The organism is Novosphingobium sp. NBM11 (assembly GCF_015390225.1).
GTDB lineage: Bacteria > Pseudomonadota > Alphaproteobacteria > Sphingomonadales > Sphingomonadaceae > Novosphingobium.
The window spans coordinates 3,759,680-3,776,942 of the sequence record NZ_VUOG01000001.1; the positions used below are offsets into that span (position 1 = coordinate 3,759,680).

The following is a 17,263-nucleotide window of genomic DNA, read 5'->3' on the forward strand; positions in this document are numbered from 1 at the left end:
TGGATGACGCGCGATTAGGCTTCGGACGTTGCGGTATTGTGGCAGAAGATCCGGTTCAGCCGGATGAGGCGATCACCTGCAGGAAAGAGGCGGGATCGACGTTTCCGCCCGACAGCAGCACGGCGGTGCGCCCGTCGGCCGGCACCTTGTCCGCCAGCACGGCCGCCAGCGCCGCTGCGCCGCCCGGCTCGATCACCAGTCGCAGCTTGGCGAACGCCAGCCTTTGCGCGGCGCGCACTTCGGCTTCGCTCACGGTCACGCCCTTCAGCCCGCGCGCCGTCATCACCTCGAAATTCACGGGGAAGGTCACCGGGGTCTGCAAGGCGTCGCAGGCGGTCGGCGGCGGGTTGGCGTCAAGCGGCAGGATATGCCCCGCCGCTAAGCTGCGCGTCACGTCGTCCCAGCCTTCTGGCTCCACCGGTACGATTTCCGCATCGGGGCAGGCGAGGGCGAGGCCGGCAGTCAGCCCGCCGCCACCGCAAGGACAGACGATCCGCGTGGGCGCGCCGCCGGCCCACGCTTCCATCTGCGCCGCCAGTTCGATGCCCGCCGAACCCTGCCCTTCGATCACCCAGGGATCGCCATAGGCGTGGACCAGCACGGCCCCGGTTTTCGCGCACAGATCGGCGGCGATAGCATCGCGCGATTCGCGCATCCGTTCGTAGAGCACGATCTGCGCGCCCAGTGCCCGCGTCGCTTCCAGCTTCACCCCCGGCGCGTCGGACGGCATCACGATCGTGGCCGCGACGCCCAGCCTGCGCGCGGCCCAGGCCACGCCCTGCGCGTGGTTGCCGCTCGATACCGCCACCACGCCGCGTGTGCGCTCCTCCGGCGTCAGATCGCTCATCCGGTGCCACGCACCGCGGATTTTGAACGCGCCGACGGGTTGCAGGCTCTCTACCTTGCACCAGATTGTCACACCGTTGACATCCAGCGGCAGCAACGGGGTTTGTGGCAGGATGTCCGCGATCTTCGCGCTCGCTCGCCGCACGCCATCGCGGGTGGGGCGGCGGACGGAAGCGGGGCCTGAGGAAGAAGGAGGACTTGGGTTTGTCATTCCTATCCCCTAAAGGCGCTTGCCATGAATGTCCCGCGCCGTGCCGCGCGGCGGTTGAAAATGTTTGGAGAACCCATGGCTAAAGTACTCGTCATCGGCGCAGGCGGCGTCGGCTCGGTCGCGGTCCACAAGATGGCGATGAACCCGGATATCTTTGGCGAAGTGGTTCTCGCCAGCCGCACCAAGAGCAAGTGCGATGCGATCGCCGCTTCGGTGAAGCAGCGCACCGGGCGCGACGTGGCGACCTACCAGATCGACGCCGACGACGTCGCCGCGACGACCGCGCTGATCCGGGAGGTCAAGCCCGCCCTCGTCGTCAACCTGGCGCTGCCGTATCAGGACCTGGCGATCATGGACGCCTGCCTTGCCGCCGGCGTCAACTATATGGACACCGCCAACTACGAACCGCGCGAGGAAGCGAAGTTCGAATACAAGTGGCAGTGGGCCTATCAGGAAAAGTTCAAGGCCGCCGGCCTGATGGCGCTGCTGGGCTCGGGCTTCGATCCGGGCGTGACCAGCGCGTTCGCGATGTGGCTCAAGAAGCACAAGCTCAAGACCATCCGCACGCTCGACATTCTCGATTGCAATGGCGGCGATCACGGCCAACACTTCGCCACCAACTTCAACCCGGAAATCAACATCCGCGAAGTGACCGCGCCAGCGCGCCACTGGGAGAACGGCGACTGGGTGGAAACCCCGGCGATGGCGGTGAAGCAGACCTTCGATTTCGAGGCGGTCGGCCCGAAGAACATGTACCTGATGTACCACGAGGAGCTGGAAAGCCTGGCGAAGTTCATTCCGGAAATGGAGCGCGCGCGCTTCTGGATGACCTTCGGCGATGCCTATATCACGCACCTCACCGTGCTGCAGAACGTGGGCATGACGCGGATCGACCCGGTGATCTACGAAGGCAAGGAGATTATCCCGCTCCAGTTCCTGAAGGCCGTGCTGCCTGAACCGTCGAGCCTTGGTTCCACCACCAAGGGCAAGACCAACATCGGCGACATCGCCACGGGCGAGGCGCTGGACGGCTCGGGCGAGAAGACCTTCTACATCTACAACATCTGCGATCACGAGGACGCCTATGCCGAAACCGGCAACCAGGCGGTCAGCTACACCACCGGCGTGCCGGCGATGATCGGCGCCGCGCTGATGGTGCAGGGCGTGTGGAAGGGCGAGGGCGTGTTCAACATGGAACAGTTCGATCCCGATCCCTACATGGACATGCTGAACAAGCACGGCCTGCCCTGGCAGGTGAAGGAACTCGAAGGACCGCTGGCATTCTGATGCGCCGCCTGCTGATCAGCCTTGTCGCCTGCCAGGCGCTGGTGGCCTGCGCGCCGGCCATGACGCCGACGGCGCCTTCCGCGCCCGTCGCGCAATCCGGCCCGTCGTGCGCGGCAAGTGGCGGGTTCCTGGAACGGCGCGGGCGCATGGGGGCGGAACTGTGCGTCCATCGCTATGCCGATGCGGGCAAGGCTTGCAACGACAAGGCCGATTGCCAGGGGCGTTGCATTGCCGATCGCGAGGGCGGACTGCCCGCCGCCGGTGAACCTGCTTTGGGGAGGTGCCAAGCCGATGACCGGCTGTTCGGCTGCTTCGCCGAAGTGCGGGACGGCAAGGCGCAGCCCGGCCTCTGCATCGACTGAAGGACTGCCCATGGAAACCAGAGCCGGTGATCCGGGCGCGTTCGCCCATTTTGACCTGTCGCGCGTGGATAGCCCCGCGTTCGTCGTGGACGCGGCCCGGCTGCGCGCCAATCTGGCGGTGCTGGCCGACGTGCGCGACCGGGCGGGGATCAAGGTTCTGGCGGCGCTCAAGGCGTTCTCGATGTGGCGCGTCGCGCCCATCGTCGGCCAGTACCTCGATGGCGTCTGCACTTCCGGCCTGTGGGAAGCCAAGCTCGCCGACGAGCACTACAGCGGCGAGATCGCGACCTATTGCGCGGCCTACAAGGCGGAGGACCTGCCCGAGATCCTGCGCCTGTCCGACCATGTGATCTTCAATTCGCCCGGCCAGCATGCGCGCTTCTCCGGCGAGCTTGCCGCCGCGCGCAGCGCCGGCGAGCGCTTCGACGTGGCCTTGCGCATCAACCCACTCCACGCTGAAGGCGAAGTGCCGCGCTACGACCCATGCGCGCCGCATTCGCGCCTTGGCTTCCCGGTCGACCAACTGACCGACGCGCACATGGAAGGCGTGACCGGGCTGCACTTCCATTCGCTGTGCGAGCAGGACTTCGAGCCGCTGCAGCGCACGTGGGAAGCACTCAAGCCGCGTATCGAGCGGTTCTTCCCGCGCCTTGAATGGCTGAACTTCGGTGGCGGCCACCACATCACCCGCGCCGATTACCAGCGCGACGATCTGGTGGCGTTCCTGCAGCGGGTGAAGGCCGAAACCGGCTGTGAAATCTATCTCGAACCGGGCGAGGCGGTGGCACTGGATGCCGGAATCCTCGTGGGCACCGTGCTTGATACCCACTGGAACGGGATGCCGATCGCCATCACCGATATTTCCGCGACCTGCCACATGCCCGACGTGCTGGAAGCGCCCTACCGCCCCGCCATGCTGGGCGAGCGGCCAACGGACGAATACGAAGGCGGGGAAGGGGAAGCCGTGCGGCTGGGCGGCCCTTCGTGCCTTGCCGGCGACGTGATCGGCGATTTCCGCCTGCCGGTGCGCGCCGAACCCGGCGCGCGCTTCGCGTTTCTCGATCAGGCGCATTACTCGATGGTCAAGACCACGACGTTCAACGGCGTGCCGCTGCCATCGATCTGGCTGTGGGACAGCGAAACCGACGCGCTCGAATGCGTGCGGCGCTTCGCCTACGAGGATTTCCGCGACAGGCTTTCCTGATCGGTGGGGCTGGCCTGAACGGGCACCCTGGGGCATGTTCCTTTCCGAAAACGAAAACGGAGAGGGTTGAATGCCGGACAAGCTGCTCGATGCGATCACCAGCGATCCCGTGACGATGGGCTGGATGCAGGGTTCGCCCCCTGCGCCGGACAAGCGCCTGTTGGCCGCGCGCGCCGATCACATGCGCTTTCCAACCACGCGTTGGGCCTTTTCCCATATGCGCGAATTCACGCCGACCGCGCGCGTTGCCGGCGCGGGCGGAACGCCGCTGCTCCGCGCCGTCGATGATGATCTGGACGGGGTGCGCTTCGCGCCGCTGGGGCGCGAGGGAACGATCACGATCCGAGAGGCGCTGCTGGAGGCCTTCACCGACGGCATCCTCGTGCTCCATCGCGGCCGGGTGGTGTTCGAGCGCTGGTTCGGCGTGACCGGACCGGAAACGCGCCACATCGCCTTTTCCATGACCAAGAGCTTCGTCGGCACGCTGGCCGAGATGCTGATCGAGGAGGGCCGGCTCGATCCCGCCGCTCCCGCGCTGGACTATGTGCCGGAACTGGCCGGCAGCGGCTTTGCCGATGCCACGGTGCGGCAGATCCTGGACATGACGACCGCCATCGATTTTTCGGAGGATTATGCCGATCCTTCCTCGGGCATCGGCGCGCTTAGTGCCGCGCTGGCGCTCACGCCGCGCCCGGCGGGCTACGCCGGCCCCTCGTGCCTGCCCGATTTCCTGCCCACCATCCCCAAGGCGGGCCAGCATGGCGAGGCGTTCGTCTATCGCACCGCCAACACCGATGTCCTCGCCTGGATCATCGCGCGGATCGAGGGCCGGCACCTGCATGAAACGCTGTCGGAACGCCTGTGGCGGCCGCTGGGCTTGCCGGGCGACGCGGACATGCTGCTGGACCCGGTGGGAACGCCGTTCGCCGGGGGAGGGCTCAACCTGCGGCTGGAAGACCTGGCACGGTTCGGGGAGGCAATCCGCACCGGCGGGGCGGGCGTGATCCCGCCAGCCGTGATCGCGCGCATCCGCGCAGGGGGCGATCCGGCGAAGTTCGACCTCGCCGGGCGTTACCCCGAACTGCCGGGTTGGAGCTATCGCAGCCAATGGTGGATCAGCCATGACGAACACGGCTGTTTCTCGGCGCGGGGCATCCATGGGCAGACGTTGTGGATCGACCCGGAGGCGGAGATGGTGATCGCACGATTCGCCTCGCACCCCGTGGCCGCGAACAGCGCCAACGCCGCCGTTTCGCTGCCCGCCTGGCGCGCGCTTGCGCAGGCGCTGAAACCCTGAAAACACTGGATTCCGGCAGCTTGTGTTTCAGTTCAGTGACAAGGATTTGAAGCGCGAAGATTTTCACTTGAAGTTCACAACGGTAGCCTTATGTACCCCCTCTCGCTGCCCCATGGGGACTTCCAAACCGCAAGGCAGCTTTGTTCAACTGTTCCGTTTGGGGGTCCCTTGAGTTGCACATCTATCCTGACGCACTGGCTGTAGTTGGCGCCTCGGCGCCTGACCAACCCGCCATTCTGAATCGCCCGCACGCCGCTGCGCGCGCTGCCCGCTTCTTTGTCGAGAAGTTTCCGGGCAAGTCGCTCTATGCGGTGAAGGCGAATCCTTCGCCCGAGCTTCTGCGCGTGCTGTGGGATACCGGCGTGACGCACTATGACGTTGCCTCGATCACCGAGGCCCGGCTGGTGCGCACGACGCTGCCCGAAGCCACGCTGTGCTTCATGCATCCGGTCAAGGCACCCGGCGCGATCCGCGAGGCCTATCGCGATCATGGCGTGCGCGTGTTCAGCCTCGATTCGCTCGAGGAACTGGAGAAGATCAAGACGGCCACGGTTGACGACGCCGGCAACGCAGCCGAAGACCTCACGCTGTGCGTGCGGCTGCGCGTGTCGTCGGAATATTCGGAACTGAGCCTCGCTTCGAAGTTCGGTTGTGATCTGGCCGATGCGGCGGAATTGCTCCAGGCCACGCGCCAGGCGGCGGATTCGCTGGGCGTGTGCTTCCACGTGGGCAGCCAGGCGATGAGCCCCCATGCCTATGTGCAGGCTTTGGAAAAGGCGCGCGCGGCGATCGTCGATGCCTCGGTCCTCGTCGACATCATCGACGTGGGCGGCGGTTTCCCGTCGATCTATCCGGGCATGGAGCCGCCGCCGCTGGAGGACTACTTCGGCGTGATCGACCGCACGTATGAATCGCTGCCGGTGTCCTATTCGGCCGAACTGTGGTGCGAGCCGGGCCGGGCGCTCTGCGCGGAATACAACTCGATGATCGTGCGCGTCGAAAAGCGCCGTGGAGACGAGCTGTACATCAACGATGGCGCCTATGGTGCGCTGTTCGATGCCGCGCATGTCGGCTGGCGCTTCCCGGTGAAGCTGCTGCGCGAAGAGGCTTCGGACGAATTCGTGCCGTTCAGCTTCTATGGCCCGACCTGCGACGACATGGACCACATGGACGGTCCGTTCGAACTGCCGGCGGACATCAAGGCGGGCGACTACATCGAGATCGGTATGCTCGGGGCCTATGGTGCGGCGATGAAGACCGCGTTCAACGGCTTCGGCGCGACCGAGGTGTTCGAGGTGTCGGACGAACCGATGGCCAGCCAGTATCGCGGCGATCGGCGCGATCCGCGCGTTTCGGATAACGTCGTCTCGCTACGCTGATACCGTTCCGCCGCTGCGGACCGGAAAGAAAAGGCCCCGCCGATGGCGGGGCCTTTTTCGTTTGCCGTCCGTGACAGGCCGGATGCGGGGAGCGGCCCCTGCAGTTTGGCAAGGCCGCCCGGGAAGGATGCCCTGCGTGGTGCAGGGCATCCTCCTCCCCGGACATGGTCAGAACTTCACGCGCGCGCCGGCGTAGAACGACGTGCCGATGTCCTCGGTCGGATAGAGGATTGATCCGAGGTCAGGCTTCTGGTTGAACAGGTTGCTGATCCCGCCATAGAACTGGAAGTTCTTCTGCACATCGACGCTGGCGTAGATGTTGTGGACGGCGCGCGGCTTGAAATACTTGTATTCCGGCGCGACGTAGTTGGGGTTGTTTGCCTGCTGCACCAGCGTGTAGCGCAGCGTCTTGTCCCACCAAGACATGTTGTAGTTGAACGCGAAGCGGCCCGTGGAATAGGTCGCGCTCGCATAGAGCTGGTACTTGGGCGAGTAATAGTAAGCCTGTCCACGCTCGTCGGTCGGCTCGGCGCCCGGCGTGCCGATGGTGCTCAGCTTGTTGAGATAGCTGCCGATCAGCTTCAGCTCGAACGCGCCGATCTTCTTCACCGCGAAGCGGTAATTCAGGTTCACGTCGAGGCCGGAAGTGCGGAAATTCGCGACGTTCTGGGGCTGCAGCGTGAAGTCGTCGATCAGGCCGGTGCCGCTGGCGCGATGGATCGCGGAGCAGAACTGGTTGTTGATCGTCGGCTGGTCGACGCACAGTTCGGCAAGCTGCTGCGCTTCGACCGTGTTGATCGCTTGCTTCAGCTTGATGTCGTACCAGTCGAACGACACCTGCAGGCCCGGCACGAAGCGCGGAGTCAGCACGACACCGGCCGTCCACGTCCGCGCGACTTCAGCACGCAGGCCCGAGTTGCCACCCTGCGTTCCCGCGATGTTGGTCGATCGCGTATCATCGAACGCGGCGATCTGCGCCGGCGTCAGCCCGGCTTGCGACAGGATAGCCTGGCAGTTGGCCGCGCGGCTTGACGTGCCCGCCGAACGGTTGGCGACGATGCAGGGATCATCGAAGAACGCGAAAGTCTGCGATGATGCGCCGTAGAGTTCCGAGATGTTCGGCGCGCGAACGGCTTGCGAGATGGTACCGCGGAAGCGGATGTCGCGCACCGGTGCCCAGTTGCCGTCGAACTTCCAGGTGGTGGTGTGCCCGATCGACGAATAGTCCGACAGGCGCACCGCCGCGCTGAAATCGAGCGTCTGGAAGAAGGGCCGGTCCTTGAACACCGGAACATCGATTTCCGCGAAGCCTTCCTTCACGTCGAACGATCCGCGGCTGGGGTTCAGCACGTTCGAGAACGTCAGGCCCTGCACTTCCAGCGGATCGGGGTCGAAGCGCGAGCTTTCCTTGCGGTATTCGCCGCCCAGCACGAAGCCGACCGGGCCGCCCGGAAGCGAGAAGAAGCTGCGCGTATCGCCACTGACGAAGCCGTTCACCACATGCTGCGTGATGCGCGAATGCTCGGTGGTATTGGCGTGGATGAAATCCAGCGCGGCCTGCGAGGACTTGCCTTCGCCGAACAGGTTGAACGGTACGCATGCGCCGGGCTTGAACGTGATGGCCGGCGCCGCCGTAGGATCGAGATTGACCCGGCAGGTGATCTTGCCGGTGCCGTCGTCCACGGCATCGATCGCGGCCATGAACCGGTCGGTGTACCGATCGTTGACGTAATGGTTGGTAACGTTGGTCTGCCCGAAGACATAGCTGACTTCGTAGTGCAGGCTTTCGTTCAGATCGCCCCGCGCGCCGACCACGGTCCGCCAGGTTTCGCGCTTGATGCTTTCGCCGCGCTGGCCAAGGTCGAAATTGTCGCGCGTGACGAGCACGCCGCCGTTTGCCGGATCGATCGCCGACTTGATCGCGGCCGGGATGTAGGGGTTGTCCTCCGGCACGAACAGGTAATAGTCGAACGTAGGCTGGGCCAGCGAATAGGCCTTGACGTTGGCGTACTTGACCTCGCCGAACAGTTGCAGCTTGTCGGACACGTCGAAGTGGCCGAGCAGGTTGACGACGTGGCGGTTGGTGGAAGGGCGCAGGTCGTTGCGATAGTCGGAAACCAGCGTGTCGTCGCTGCCGACCGAATAGCCGCCGGGAATTGCGGTTCCGAGATTGTAGGGCCGTCCATCGCCGTTGAAGTCGGGAACGCCATCGAAATCGACATCCACCGCCCCGCCGCGGGCGGTCCACTGATAGCGGACATCCTTCATTGGTATGCGGGAGTAGGAGCCAGGCTGGCCCGCCACGTAGTTGGGATTGCGCACGAAGCTCACGGCATCCGTGCCGCTCAGTTCGGGCCGCTGTCGGGAATTCAGCCGATCCTCTCCGCCATATTCGTAGGCGATCGAGATATTGCCACGTCCGCCCGCGAAATTGTGGCCAGCCGTGATGCCGATCAGCCTGTTTCCGGCATCGCCGTATTTGCTGATGCCGGCCTGCGCGCGCGCGGTGATGCCTTCGAAGTTCTTCTTGAGCACGAAGTTGACCACGCCGGTGACGCCATCGGCGCCATAGACGGCGGAAGCGCCGCCGGTGAGCACGTCGATCCGATCGATCAGGTCTTCGGGAATGGTGTTAATGTCTACCGCCTGCGAACCTTCGAGGCCCGAGACATGGCGGCGGCCGTCAACCAGCACCAGCGTGCGATCGACACCCAGATTGCGCAAGTTGAGCAGGTTGAGACCGGTCGTGCCGATGCCGGCGCGATCGCCCGAGTTGTCGCGCGACGTCGACGAGCCAACCAGCGCGGGCAGGCCGGTGAGGAAGTCGGTGAGGTTGGTGGTGCCGGACTGCTGCAGGAGTTGCGAGCCGAGCGATACGGTAGGGCTGGCGGTCGCGTAGTCCGTCGTGCGGCGCAGGCGCGATCCGGTCACCACGATTTCCGGCTGGGCCGCTTCGGTTGCACCGTTTTCGGCCGCCGTCTGTGGCGCCTCCTGCGCAAACGCGGCAGCGGGAGCCAGCAAGGCGGCAGCAATGGCGGACCGGGCCAGTCCACTGGCCAGGGCGTTGAGATGGGTTTTCATGGTTGCCTCTGAAACTTTGGATATATGATTTTGCTGGGAAAGACGGCAATTTTGCAACGCAAAAGACCGTTGCGCGTGAAGCTCGTGGCAACCTGTTGCAAACGCGAGACACAATTTGATGTTAACCAGACACGATTTGGCACAAAAATGCCGTCGCCGTTGAACGCCCCTTGTCCTTCCGGCTGAAGCCGATCGTCAGGCCGCGGCTTCGAACCCGTGGCCGCCGCCGCGCGCGATGACGATCTGGTTGCGACCGCTTTCCTTGGCGACATAGAGCGCTTCGTCGGCTGCCTTCAGCGCCGCGCTCTTGTCGGCGTAGGAGAACAGGTCCGCCAAGCCGGCCGAGAAGGTCACGCTGCCGAAGGGCAGGTCGGTAACGCGGTTGACGAGCCGGCGCTGCGCGATTTCCTCGCGCGTCGCGTCGAGTTTCCTGAAGGCCTTTTCCACTGTGATGCCGCGGAACAGCACCGCGAATTCCTCGCCGCCGTGCCGCGCGACATAGCAGCGCGCATCCGAAATCTTGTCGAGCGATTCCGCGACGAACTTCAGCACGCGATCACCGGCCGGGTGGCCGTGTACGTCGTTTATCCGCTTGAAGTGGTCGATGTCGCAGAAGGCGATGGCCAGCGCCTCGCCGGATGCCAGCGCTTCGCGATATTCGCGCTCCAGGAGATGTTCGAACGCGCGGCGATTGGGCAGGCCTGTCAAGTGATCGTGATTGGCCACCTGGCGCGTTTCGTCCAGCGTCCGCTGCAGTTCGCGCGTGCGCTGTTCGCTTTCGCTCAGCTGCTTCTCGATCTGGTGCGTGCGGTCGATCATCGCTTCGGTCAGCTTCGCCAGGCGCGAGATGACGGCGTTGGTTTCGCTCGCTTCCTCGAGTTCGTCAAAGTGCTCGCGCAGGGCGCTGTTGTATTCGCTGGTCGCCGAACGCGCGCCCGCCGTTGTCTCACCCAGCTCGTCGAGGCTCCGCTCGAGACGGTTCATCAGCGAGGTGAGCACTTCGGTGCTCTTGTCGTTGTCGTGCTCGCGCGCGACTTCTTCCAGCCAGCGCAGGTTCACCAGCTGACCGGCTTCGGTGCGTTCGAGGATCAATTGCGCCAGGCGGGGGCTCGCGCCCGTGACGCAGTCATAGGCGACGCCCAGCGTGAACGGCAGGACATCGAGATCATGATCGATCAGGAAATCGGTGATCTTGCCCAGCATTCGCCGCTTGGCGGGCAGCCAGACTTCCTGCGGGGTCGGATCGCGATAGAAGTGCGCCGCGCCTTCTTCCGGGTGCGATCCGGTCGAGGAAGCATCAGCATGCTCTTCATGGGCAAGGCCAAGCCAGGCCAACCATCGCGCCTTACGGGGGAAGCTGGGGTCATGATCGGTCATGCCCCACAGGACGGCGGGATCGCGCTATAGTTAATCCCTCCGATGCGGATTTCCCTGATTCCGCCACCGCATCGGAAGAATGCGGTTCCTGAAGGTTAGCGCACGCGCGGACCGCCGAATGGCATGGGCGGCGGCGGACGGCGATGCCCACGCGGAAGCTGCGCCTGATAGGCGCGTCCGCAATGCTCGACGCAATAGGGGAAGCCGGGGTTCACTTTCTCGCCACAGAAATGGAAATCGGGCTCGCCCGGATGGCCCATTGGCCAGCGGCAGATGCGATCGTTCAGATCGAGCAGGCTGGTCTTTTCCGCCACTTCGGGGCTGGGGCGGGCGGGAACGAGCCGGCGGGGCGGGGCCGGCGGAATGGGGGCCTGCTGATCGCCAGGGCCCTGGCGCAGGAAGCCTCCGGGGCCGACCGACACGATCCGTGGTTGGGGAGCGGCGGGAGCTGCAGGCGCGTCTGGCGTGGCACCGGCGGGCGCGGCTGGCGCAGGACGCGGAGCCGGAGCGGCTGCGGCGACGGGAGCGCTGGGCGGAGCGACGGCAGCGGGGCGCGGCGCTGGCGCGGCGGCACGCGGTTCGGCCGATGCCGGGCGGACGACCTTGGGCGTCGAAGGAGCCTCGGCCTTTTCATTCGCCTTCACCGGCGACGGCCGCGCCTTCAGCCCCAGGCGATGGGCCTTGCCGATCACGGCATTGCGGCTGACGCCACCGAGTTCCTCGGCGATCTGGCTGGCGGTTGCGCCGCCTTCCCACATCTTCGTCAGCTTCTCGATCCGCTCTTCGGTCCAGCTCATGCCCGTGCCAATCCTTCGTATAAAACCTTGCGCGATCCGCGTTTCCGCCATCGACGCCCAATCGCGTTCTCCAACGCGGGGACGCCCCCGCGCCAGCTTTGTCACGCCGTTGCCGCCAGCCCTTGTCAGAGGCAGGCTGGCGCGATACCGCATCTGCCATGGCAGATCAAATCACGTCCCGCGCAGGGGACGACAACCGGTATCACGGCAGCTTTCCGCAACCTGGGCAACCGATTTTCCGCGGTTTCAACCGGCTGGGGTTGTGGACCCTCTATATGAAGGAGGTGCGTCGGTTCTTCAAGGTGCAGACCCAGACGATCTGGGCGCCGGCCGTCACCACCTTGTTGTATCTGGCGATCTTCACGCTCGCCCTTGGCGGTGGAGGGCGCGTGGTGCTGGGCGTGCCGTTCGCCAGCTTCGTGGCGCCGGGCCTGATCGCCATGGGCATGATCAACAATGCCTTCGCCAATTCGAGCTTCAGCTTCCTTGCCGGCAAGATCCAGGGCACGATCATCGACTATCTGATGCCGCCGGTTTCCGAAGGAGAACTGCTGCTGGCGCTGGTCGGCGCGGCGGTTACGCGCGCCGTCCTGGTCGGCCTTGCCGTGACGGCGGCGATGATGCTGTGGCCGGGCGTGCATCTGGAAGCAAAGCACCCCTGGGCGATCGTCTGGTTCGGGCTGATGGGCGCAACGCTGCTGGCGCTCATCGGCGTGCTGACCTCGATGTGGGCGGAAAAGTTCGATCACAACGCGGCGGTCACCAATTTCATCATCACGCCGATGTCGATGCTTTCGGGCACGTTCTACGTGATCGATCGGCTGGCCCCCGCGTTCCAGGCGATCAGCCGGGTCAATCCGATCTTCTATGTGATTTCCGGCTTCCGCTTCGGCTTCCTCGGGGAAAGCGACATTGGCGACAGCAACCTTGCCGTGCTGCACGGCGCGATCGGCCTGGGCGTGCTGAACGTAGCGCTGGCGGGCGTCACGTATGCGCTGCTGCGGTCAGGCTGGAAGCTGAAAAGCTGACGTCGACGGGGGAACGCGGGCGAGGCGACGATGCGCCAGCCCGCCCCCGCCGATCCACTTAGTGGGAAAGGCTCCGGCGCAGGCGATAGCGGCCGTTGCGATAGCCATCGAACATCTCGTCGAGCGAAGGGTGCTCCACCGGTCCGGTGTCGGGATCGGCCATCAGGTTCTGCTGGCTGACATAGGCCACGTAACTGCTCTCCTCGTTTTCAGCGAGGAGATGATAAAATGGCTGGTCGCGCGGCGGGCGCATGTCGGCCGGGATGGATTCATACCATTCGTCGCTGTTGGCGAAGACCGGGTCGATATCGAAGATCACGCCACGGAAATCGAACAGCCGGTGCTTCACGACATCACCGATCGCGAAGCGCGCCGTGGCGACGTGAGGCGCCGAAACATGCCGACCGGCCTGCTGCGAAAAGTAGCGGGCCTGATCCGTGTCCATGGAGGGAATATGGGGCATGGCAGCAATATAGGGCGCGGCGCAGGGCGAAACAAGCGAGCCCTTGTGCATTGCGTCATCTTTCTGCTTGGCAAGCCCCAATCCATGCGCTAACGGCGCGCTTCCTCGACCGGACGGCTTTCTAAACCGTCCCTTGGCGCTTCATGGAGAGGTGGCAGAGTGGTCGAATGCGCCGCACTCGAAATGCGGTGTACGGGCAACCGTACCGTGGGTTCGAATCCCACCCTCTCCGCCAGTTCCACCTTTCACCAGCCGTCATAGCCTGCCAAAACAGCCGGAAATGGCTGGACTTTTGTGCCGTTTGCCTGTCAATGACCATCAGGAACATTCAGGGAACGTCGTGCCGACTAGGGGCTTATTTGGGGGCCGACCCCAACGGCAAACGCCGCGAGCCCCCAGCCGGACCATGGCGCATAAGACGCAGGCCCCCAAGGTGGAGACGGTTAGTGCTATCGGATGTCGCGATCAGGAAGGCAGCGCCGGCGGGCAAGCCCTACAAGATGGCGGACGAAAAAGGGCTGTACCTGCTGGTGCGCCCGGCCGGCGGCAAGCTGTGGCACATGAAGTACCGCATCGCCGGCAAGGAGAAAAAGCTCTCGTTCGGCCCATACCCGGACGTCACGCTCGCGGAGGCGCGCGACCTGCGCGATGCGGCGCGCAAGCTCATCCAGTCCGGAATTGACCCCGCAGAGGACAAGAAGCGTCAGGCTGTGGCCGCGCGCATGGCGCAAGCCAACTCGTTCGAAGTGGTAGCGCGCGAGTGGTTCGGCTTGCAGGAGGCGCGCTGGACGCCGATCCACGCCAACGACGTGCTGCGCTCGCTGGAGCGCGACGTGTTCCCCGCGATCGGCCCCCGCGCGATCTCCGCGATCGACGCCCAGGACGTGCTGGGCCTGCTGCGCAAGGTCGAGCGGCGTGGCTCCATCGAAACGGCGAAGCGGTTGCGCCAGCGCATATCCGCGGTGTTCACGCTGGCGCTGTCCAAGCGGCTCGTGCGCGACAACCCGGCGAAGGATTTGGAGGATGCCCTCCTGCCCAAGCGCAAGGCAAAGAAGCAGGCGGCGATCGTGAAACTCGATGACCTGCGCGCGCTCATCGAATCGGTCGAACAGGCTGGGGCCTATCCGGTCACCCTGCTCGCCAGCCGCTTCCTCGCTCTTACCGCACAGCGCCCGGGCGTGGTTCGGCGGGCGCGCTGGCATGACATCAAGGGCATCGACTGGCAGAGCGATGAACCATCGCCCGATGCAATCTGGCATATCCCGGCAGCGCAAATGAAGCTGGAGCTTGACCGCAAGGCCGATGATGGATTCGACCATATCGTTCCGCTTGCTCCGCAGGCGGTCGACGCGCTGCGCGTCGTGCGCCAGTTATCCGGGCGCGGCGATCTCGTGTTCCCCGGCCAGCGACACGCGCACCACCCCATCAGCGAGAACGCCATCGGCTACCTCTACAACCGGGCTGGCTATGCCGGGCGGCACGTCCCCCATGGCTGGCGCGCGGCGTTCAGCACGACGATGAACGAGCGGTACGAGCGAGAATGGCGCGCGGCCGGGCACCGGGATGCATCGCCGGATCGGGCCATCATCGATCTCATGCTGGCCCATGTGCCGGCCAACAAGGTCGAGGGTGCGTACAACCGCGCGGCCTATCTGCCTCGCCGCCGGGAGATAGCCTGCGAATGGGCCGACATGCTGCTTGCTTCGGCGGTGCCGGCGGAGCTGCTGCTGGACGTCGAACGGCGGTCCAACCCGGTCAGCGCGGCGCGGCGGCGCGAGCGGGCCGCATACCTCGATGATGCCAAGGCGGTTGCGATCGGCCATTTGCCCGGTAAGCCGCACATGGCGATGTCGAGCATCTTGTCCGCCCTTGATAGTTGGGACGGGGGCACGGTGCTGAATGCGCATGCCACGAGAGCCTTGAAGGCCGCGCTGCTGGATGCCGTGCTCCGCGACGATTCCAACGGGGTAAAAGTTCTGATCGACGGGGTGGAATAGCAGGATTACCCGTTCCTTCGGGCTGTGAAAAATCGTATATCGATATTTCCATTTTGAAAATATCGTATCACGATTTTCCACCAACGGAGGCGAATATGCCGTTGCCATCTGGTGATTTTACCCCTGCCTATATCGAGCCGACGCCCTGGGCCAGCCCGCAAACGGGCGTACCTCTGCCGGGATTCTCCGACGTGGAGTTCCAGATCACGGCCTTGGCGTCCGGCTATTACACGCCGGAACGGTCGTTGGGGGGCGACCTGTGGGAGGCGTGGATCGTCAGGGACAAGAGCGGAAATGAGTACGCTACGCTGACGCCCAATGAGGTTGGCAAGCATTTCACGATCGACGGCAATGCAAGTATCCGCCTCAACCCATCTCCCGGAAGCGGAACGGGCATTACCGCTGTCTATGGCGCGAGGGTCTGACATGAAGGACACACAAGCTCGCAAGATGGCGTCGAAAAATGCTCTCAATAAATGGGCGGCGACGCGTATCTACAATTCCGGCAGCCTTGTTCTGATCGGTGACAGTCGCCTGGCGCAGATGTATGCGACCTATGGAACAACAAACAAAACCAGAAACGGCTTCAATTTCCTGACGCAAGGCTTTGCGCAGGCAGGGCAGCGCGTGACCGTCGAAGCTATGCTCGCCACCTCGGGCCAGCGGTCCGATCAGTACCTTGCTCCGGCGCAGCAGCAAGCTGCGTTTGCCACGCGCGCGCTGTGGGCGATCGTCTACGGCATCGTCAACGACGTGGCCGCGACGGGTAATACGATCGACTACTGGACTGTCACGATCAAGCCATTCGTGCAGGCATGGATCGCGGCGGGCCGAAAGGTCATCCTTATCACTGAGGCAGGCGCGAATACATTGACCACAGCGGCACAGCGTGGGGCGGTGTTCAAGTACAACCAGCAAATTCGTGAGTTTTGCAGGACTACACCCAACGCGGTCCTGTTCGATATGGCATCGTTGGTGCTGACGCCCGGTCAGGCCATGACGCTCAATTCGAACTATTCGGGTGATGGCACGCACATCAACCTGATGGCCGGTGGCAATGCGGCTGGGGTTGCGTTCGGAGCGCTGCTCAACCAGCTTTTCCCGCCTTGCGATGGCCTCGTAAAATCGGCGGGCGAAGTCTACTCCAACGGCGCTGTGCAGTGGTTCCCGAATCCGCTCTGGACCACAACTACGGGTGGAGTCGCAACCGGCACAAACGAGACATGGAACGGCAACGTGCCGGCCGGTATTACTGCCACTGCGACGACGGCCGGGGCTACGAGCATCACTGCGACCAACGCGGCGGGCACCTACGGCAATGCGCTGCAGCTCGCGATCACCACCGCGCAGGCCGGCGTCGTGCGCGTGCAGTACGACCTATCGCTGATCGGAGTCGAAAACCCGGGAGACGTGTTTTATAGCAGCGCCAAGCTGGGCGTTGCTGCGGGAGCGTCGAATTTCCAGTGGTGTTCGACGTATCTCGAGAGCAACCGCGCAGGTGTTACGCGCCAGGTTGAAGATGGCTACGCCGTTGGGTCAGCGGTCAATGGTGCGTTGCCATCCGGGGCTTATAGCTGGGTCAGCGAGACCGAACGGCTGGTGATCGATAGCGGTGCCCGTGGATGGCTCACCGGTAGCTTGCGCGCCTATTTTGCGGGTGCAGGGTCCGCGACACTGATAGTCGAGCGCTTGGGCGTGTTCCGGGTACAGCCTTAACTAGAAATGGCGTTGGCCCACATCACGTATCCGGGATAGAGCAGGTGAACACCGTCATCCGTTAGCCCGGCTTATTCATGAGCCCGCTGCACTGGGGCGTGCCGGGTTTGATGTGTCGGTGGCCGCGTGATCCGGGCGCGCGGTTTCGGCGGCGTTTTTCGCCGCAGCAAAACCGATGGCTTTTCGAGGTTGATGGGCGATGGCTCGGGCTTTGTGCG

Annotated in this window: 14 protein-coding genes and 1 tRNA gene; 10 read left to right on the forward strand and 5 right to left on the reverse strand. The window is 64.3% G+C overall.

All coding sequences use genetic code 11. The features are described from left to right. Positions 1 to 55 precede the first annotated feature (55 nt). Entirely contained in the window at positions 56 to 1,057 is a 1,002-nt protein-coding gene (locus F1640_RS18150) for a threonine/serine dehydratase (protein ID WP_194920525.1), read from the reverse strand. Between the two features lie 75 nt (positions 1,058 to 1,132). On the opposite strand from F1640_RS18150, the gene F1640_RS18155 reads away from it, so the two are divergent. The 5 genes from F1640_RS18155 to F1640_RS18175 all read left to right on the forward strand — a co-directional run bounded on the left by F1640_RS18155 (position 1,133) and on the right by F1640_RS18175 (position 6,586). Then, entirely contained in the window at positions 1,133 to 2,344 is a 1,212-nt protein-coding gene (locus F1640_RS18155; RefSeq protein WP_125955244.1) for a saccharopine dehydrogenase family protein, read from the forward strand. Further along, entirely contained in the window at positions 2,344 to 2,706 is a 363-nt protein-coding gene (locus tag F1640_RS18160) for a hypothetical protein (RefSeq protein WP_194920527.1), read from the forward strand. The genes F1640_RS18155 and F1640_RS18160 overlap by 1 nt, the downstream gene beginning before the upstream one ends. Positions 2,707 to 2,716: 10 nt before the next feature. Then, complete coding sequence (locus tag F1640_RS18165; RefSeq protein WP_194920529.1) at positions 2,717 to 3,910, forward strand: carboxynorspermidine decarboxylase; 1,194 nt, start codon at positions 2,717 to 2,719, stop codon at positions 3,908 to 3,910. Positions 3,911 to 3,980: 70 nt separating this feature from the next. Then, positions 3,981 to 5,207, forward strand: coding sequence for a serine hydrolase (locus F1640_RS18170; protein WP_194920530.1), 1,227 nt, complete (start codon positions 3,981 to 3,983; stop codon positions 5,205 to 5,207). Between the two features lie 173 nt (positions 5,208 to 5,380). Further along, positions 5,381 to 6,586, forward strand: coding sequence for a type III PLP-dependent enzyme (locus F1640_RS18175; RefSeq protein WP_194920532.1), 1,206 nt, complete (start codon positions 5,381 to 5,383; stop codon positions 6,584 to 6,586). Positions 6,587 to 6,754: 168 nt separating this feature from the next. Here the strand turns inward: F1640_RS18175 and F1640_RS18180 are convergent, their stop codons facing one another. The 3 genes from F1640_RS18180 to F1640_RS18190 form a co-directional block, all read right to left on the reverse strand. Beyond that, entirely contained in the window at positions 6,755 to 9,667 is a 2,913-nt protein-coding gene (locus F1640_RS18180; protein ID WP_124809818.1) for a TonB-dependent siderophore receptor, read from the reverse strand. Between the two features lie 195 nt (positions 9,668 to 9,862). After that, positions 9,863 to 11,002, reverse strand: coding sequence for a diguanylate cyclase (locus F1640_RS18185; protein WP_223806660.1), 1,140 nt, complete (start codon positions 11,000 to 11,002; stop codon positions 9,863 to 9,865). Between the two features lie 137 nt (positions 11,003 to 11,139). Then, entirely contained in the window at positions 11,140 to 11,841 is a 702-nt protein-coding gene (locus F1640_RS18190) for a GcrA family cell cycle regulator (protein WP_124809820.1), read from the reverse strand. A 158-nt stretch (positions 11,842 to 11,999) separates the two neighbouring features. Between F1640_RS18190 and F1640_RS18195 the strand changes: the two genes are divergently transcribed. Next, on the forward strand, positions 12,000 to 12,869 hold the full coding sequence (locus F1640_RS18195; RefSeq protein WP_124809821.1) for an ABC transporter permease: 870 nt from the start codon (positions 12,000 to 12,002) through the stop codon (positions 12,867 to 12,869). 58 nt (positions 12,870 to 12,927) lie between these two features. Here F1640_RS18195 and hspQ read toward each other — a convergent pair whose 3' ends face one another. Beyond that, positions 12,928 to 13,314 (reverse strand): heat shock protein HspQ, encoded by a 387-nt coding sequence (hspQ, locus tag F1640_RS18200; RefSeq protein ID WP_124809830.1) that lies wholly within the window; start codon positions 13,312 to 13,314, stop codon positions 12,928 to 12,930. A gap of 163 nt (positions 13,315 to 13,477) precedes the next feature. Here hspQ and F1640_RS18205 point away from each other — a divergent pair. The 4 genes from F1640_RS18205 to F1640_RS18220 all read left to right on the forward strand — a co-directional run bounded on the left by F1640_RS18205 (position 13,478) and on the right by F1640_RS18220 (position 17,045). Continuing rightward, positions 13,478 to 13,567: transfer RNA gene (locus tag F1640_RS18205), tRNA-Ser, on the forward strand. Positions 13,568 to 13,778: 211 nt separating this feature from the next. Continuing rightward, positions 13,779 to 15,329, forward strand: a complete 1,551-nt coding sequence (locus F1640_RS18210; protein ID WP_194920534.1) for a site-specific integrase — start codon at positions 13,779 to 13,781, stop codon at positions 15,327 to 15,329. A gap of 95 nt (positions 15,330 to 15,424) precedes the next feature. Then, entirely contained in the window at positions 15,425 to 15,754 is a 330-nt protein-coding gene (locus F1640_RS18215) for a hypothetical protein (protein ID WP_194920536.1), read from the forward strand. Position 15,755: 1 nt separating this feature from the next. Then, positions 15,756 to 17,045 (forward strand): GDSL-type esterase/lipase family protein, encoded by a 1,290-nt coding sequence (locus F1640_RS18220; RefSeq protein WP_206694712.1) that lies wholly within the window; start codon positions 15,756 to 15,758, stop codon positions 17,043 to 17,045. Positions 17,046 to 17,263: the final 218 nt, after the last annotated feature.

Excerpts from the sequence above, each read along its gene's own strand:
- F1640_RS18150 (WP_194920525.1), bottom strand. The coding sequence starts at position 1,057 with ATGACAAACCCAAGTCCTCCTTCTTCCTCAGGCCCCGCTTCCGTCCGC.
- F1640_RS18155 (WP_125955244.1), top strand. The coding sequence starts at position 1,133 with ATGGCTAAAGTACTCGTCATCGGCGCAGGCGGCGTCGGCTCGGTCGCG.
- F1640_RS18160 (WP_194920527.1), top strand. The coding sequence starts at position 2,344 with ATGCGCCGCCTGCTGATCAGCCTTGTCGCCTGCCAGGCGCTGGTGGCC.
- F1640_RS18165 (WP_194920529.1), top strand. The coding sequence starts at position 2,717 with ATGGAAACCAGAGCCGGTGATCCGGGCGCGTTCGCCCATTTTGACCTG.
- F1640_RS18170 (WP_194920530.1), top strand. The coding sequence starts at position 3,981 with ATGCCGGACAAGCTGCTCGATGCGATCACCAGCGATCCCGTGACGATG.
- F1640_RS18180 (WP_124809818.1), bottom strand. The coding sequence starts at position 9,667 with ATGAAAACCCATCTCAACGCCCTGGCCAGTGGACTGGCCCGGTCCGCC.
- F1640_RS18190 (WP_124809820.1), bottom strand. The coding sequence starts at position 11,841 with ATGAGCTGGACCGAAGAGCGGATCGAGAAGCTGACGAAGATGTGGGAA.
- F1640_RS18195 (WP_124809821.1), top strand. The coding sequence starts at position 12,000 with ATGGCAGATCAAATCACGTCCCGCGCAGGGGACGACAACCGGTATCAC.
- hspQ (WP_124809830.1), bottom strand. The coding sequence starts at position 13,314 with ATGGACACGGATCAGGCCCGCTACTTTTCGCAGCAGGCCGGTCGGCAT.
- F1640_RS18215 (WP_194920536.1), top strand. The coding sequence starts at position 15,425 with ATGCCGTTGCCATCTGGTGATTTTACCCCTGCCTATATCGAGCCGACG.
- F1640_RS18220 (WP_206694712.1), top strand. The coding sequence starts at position 15,756 with ATGAAGGACACACAAGCTCGCAAGATGGCGTCGAAAAATGCTCTCAAT.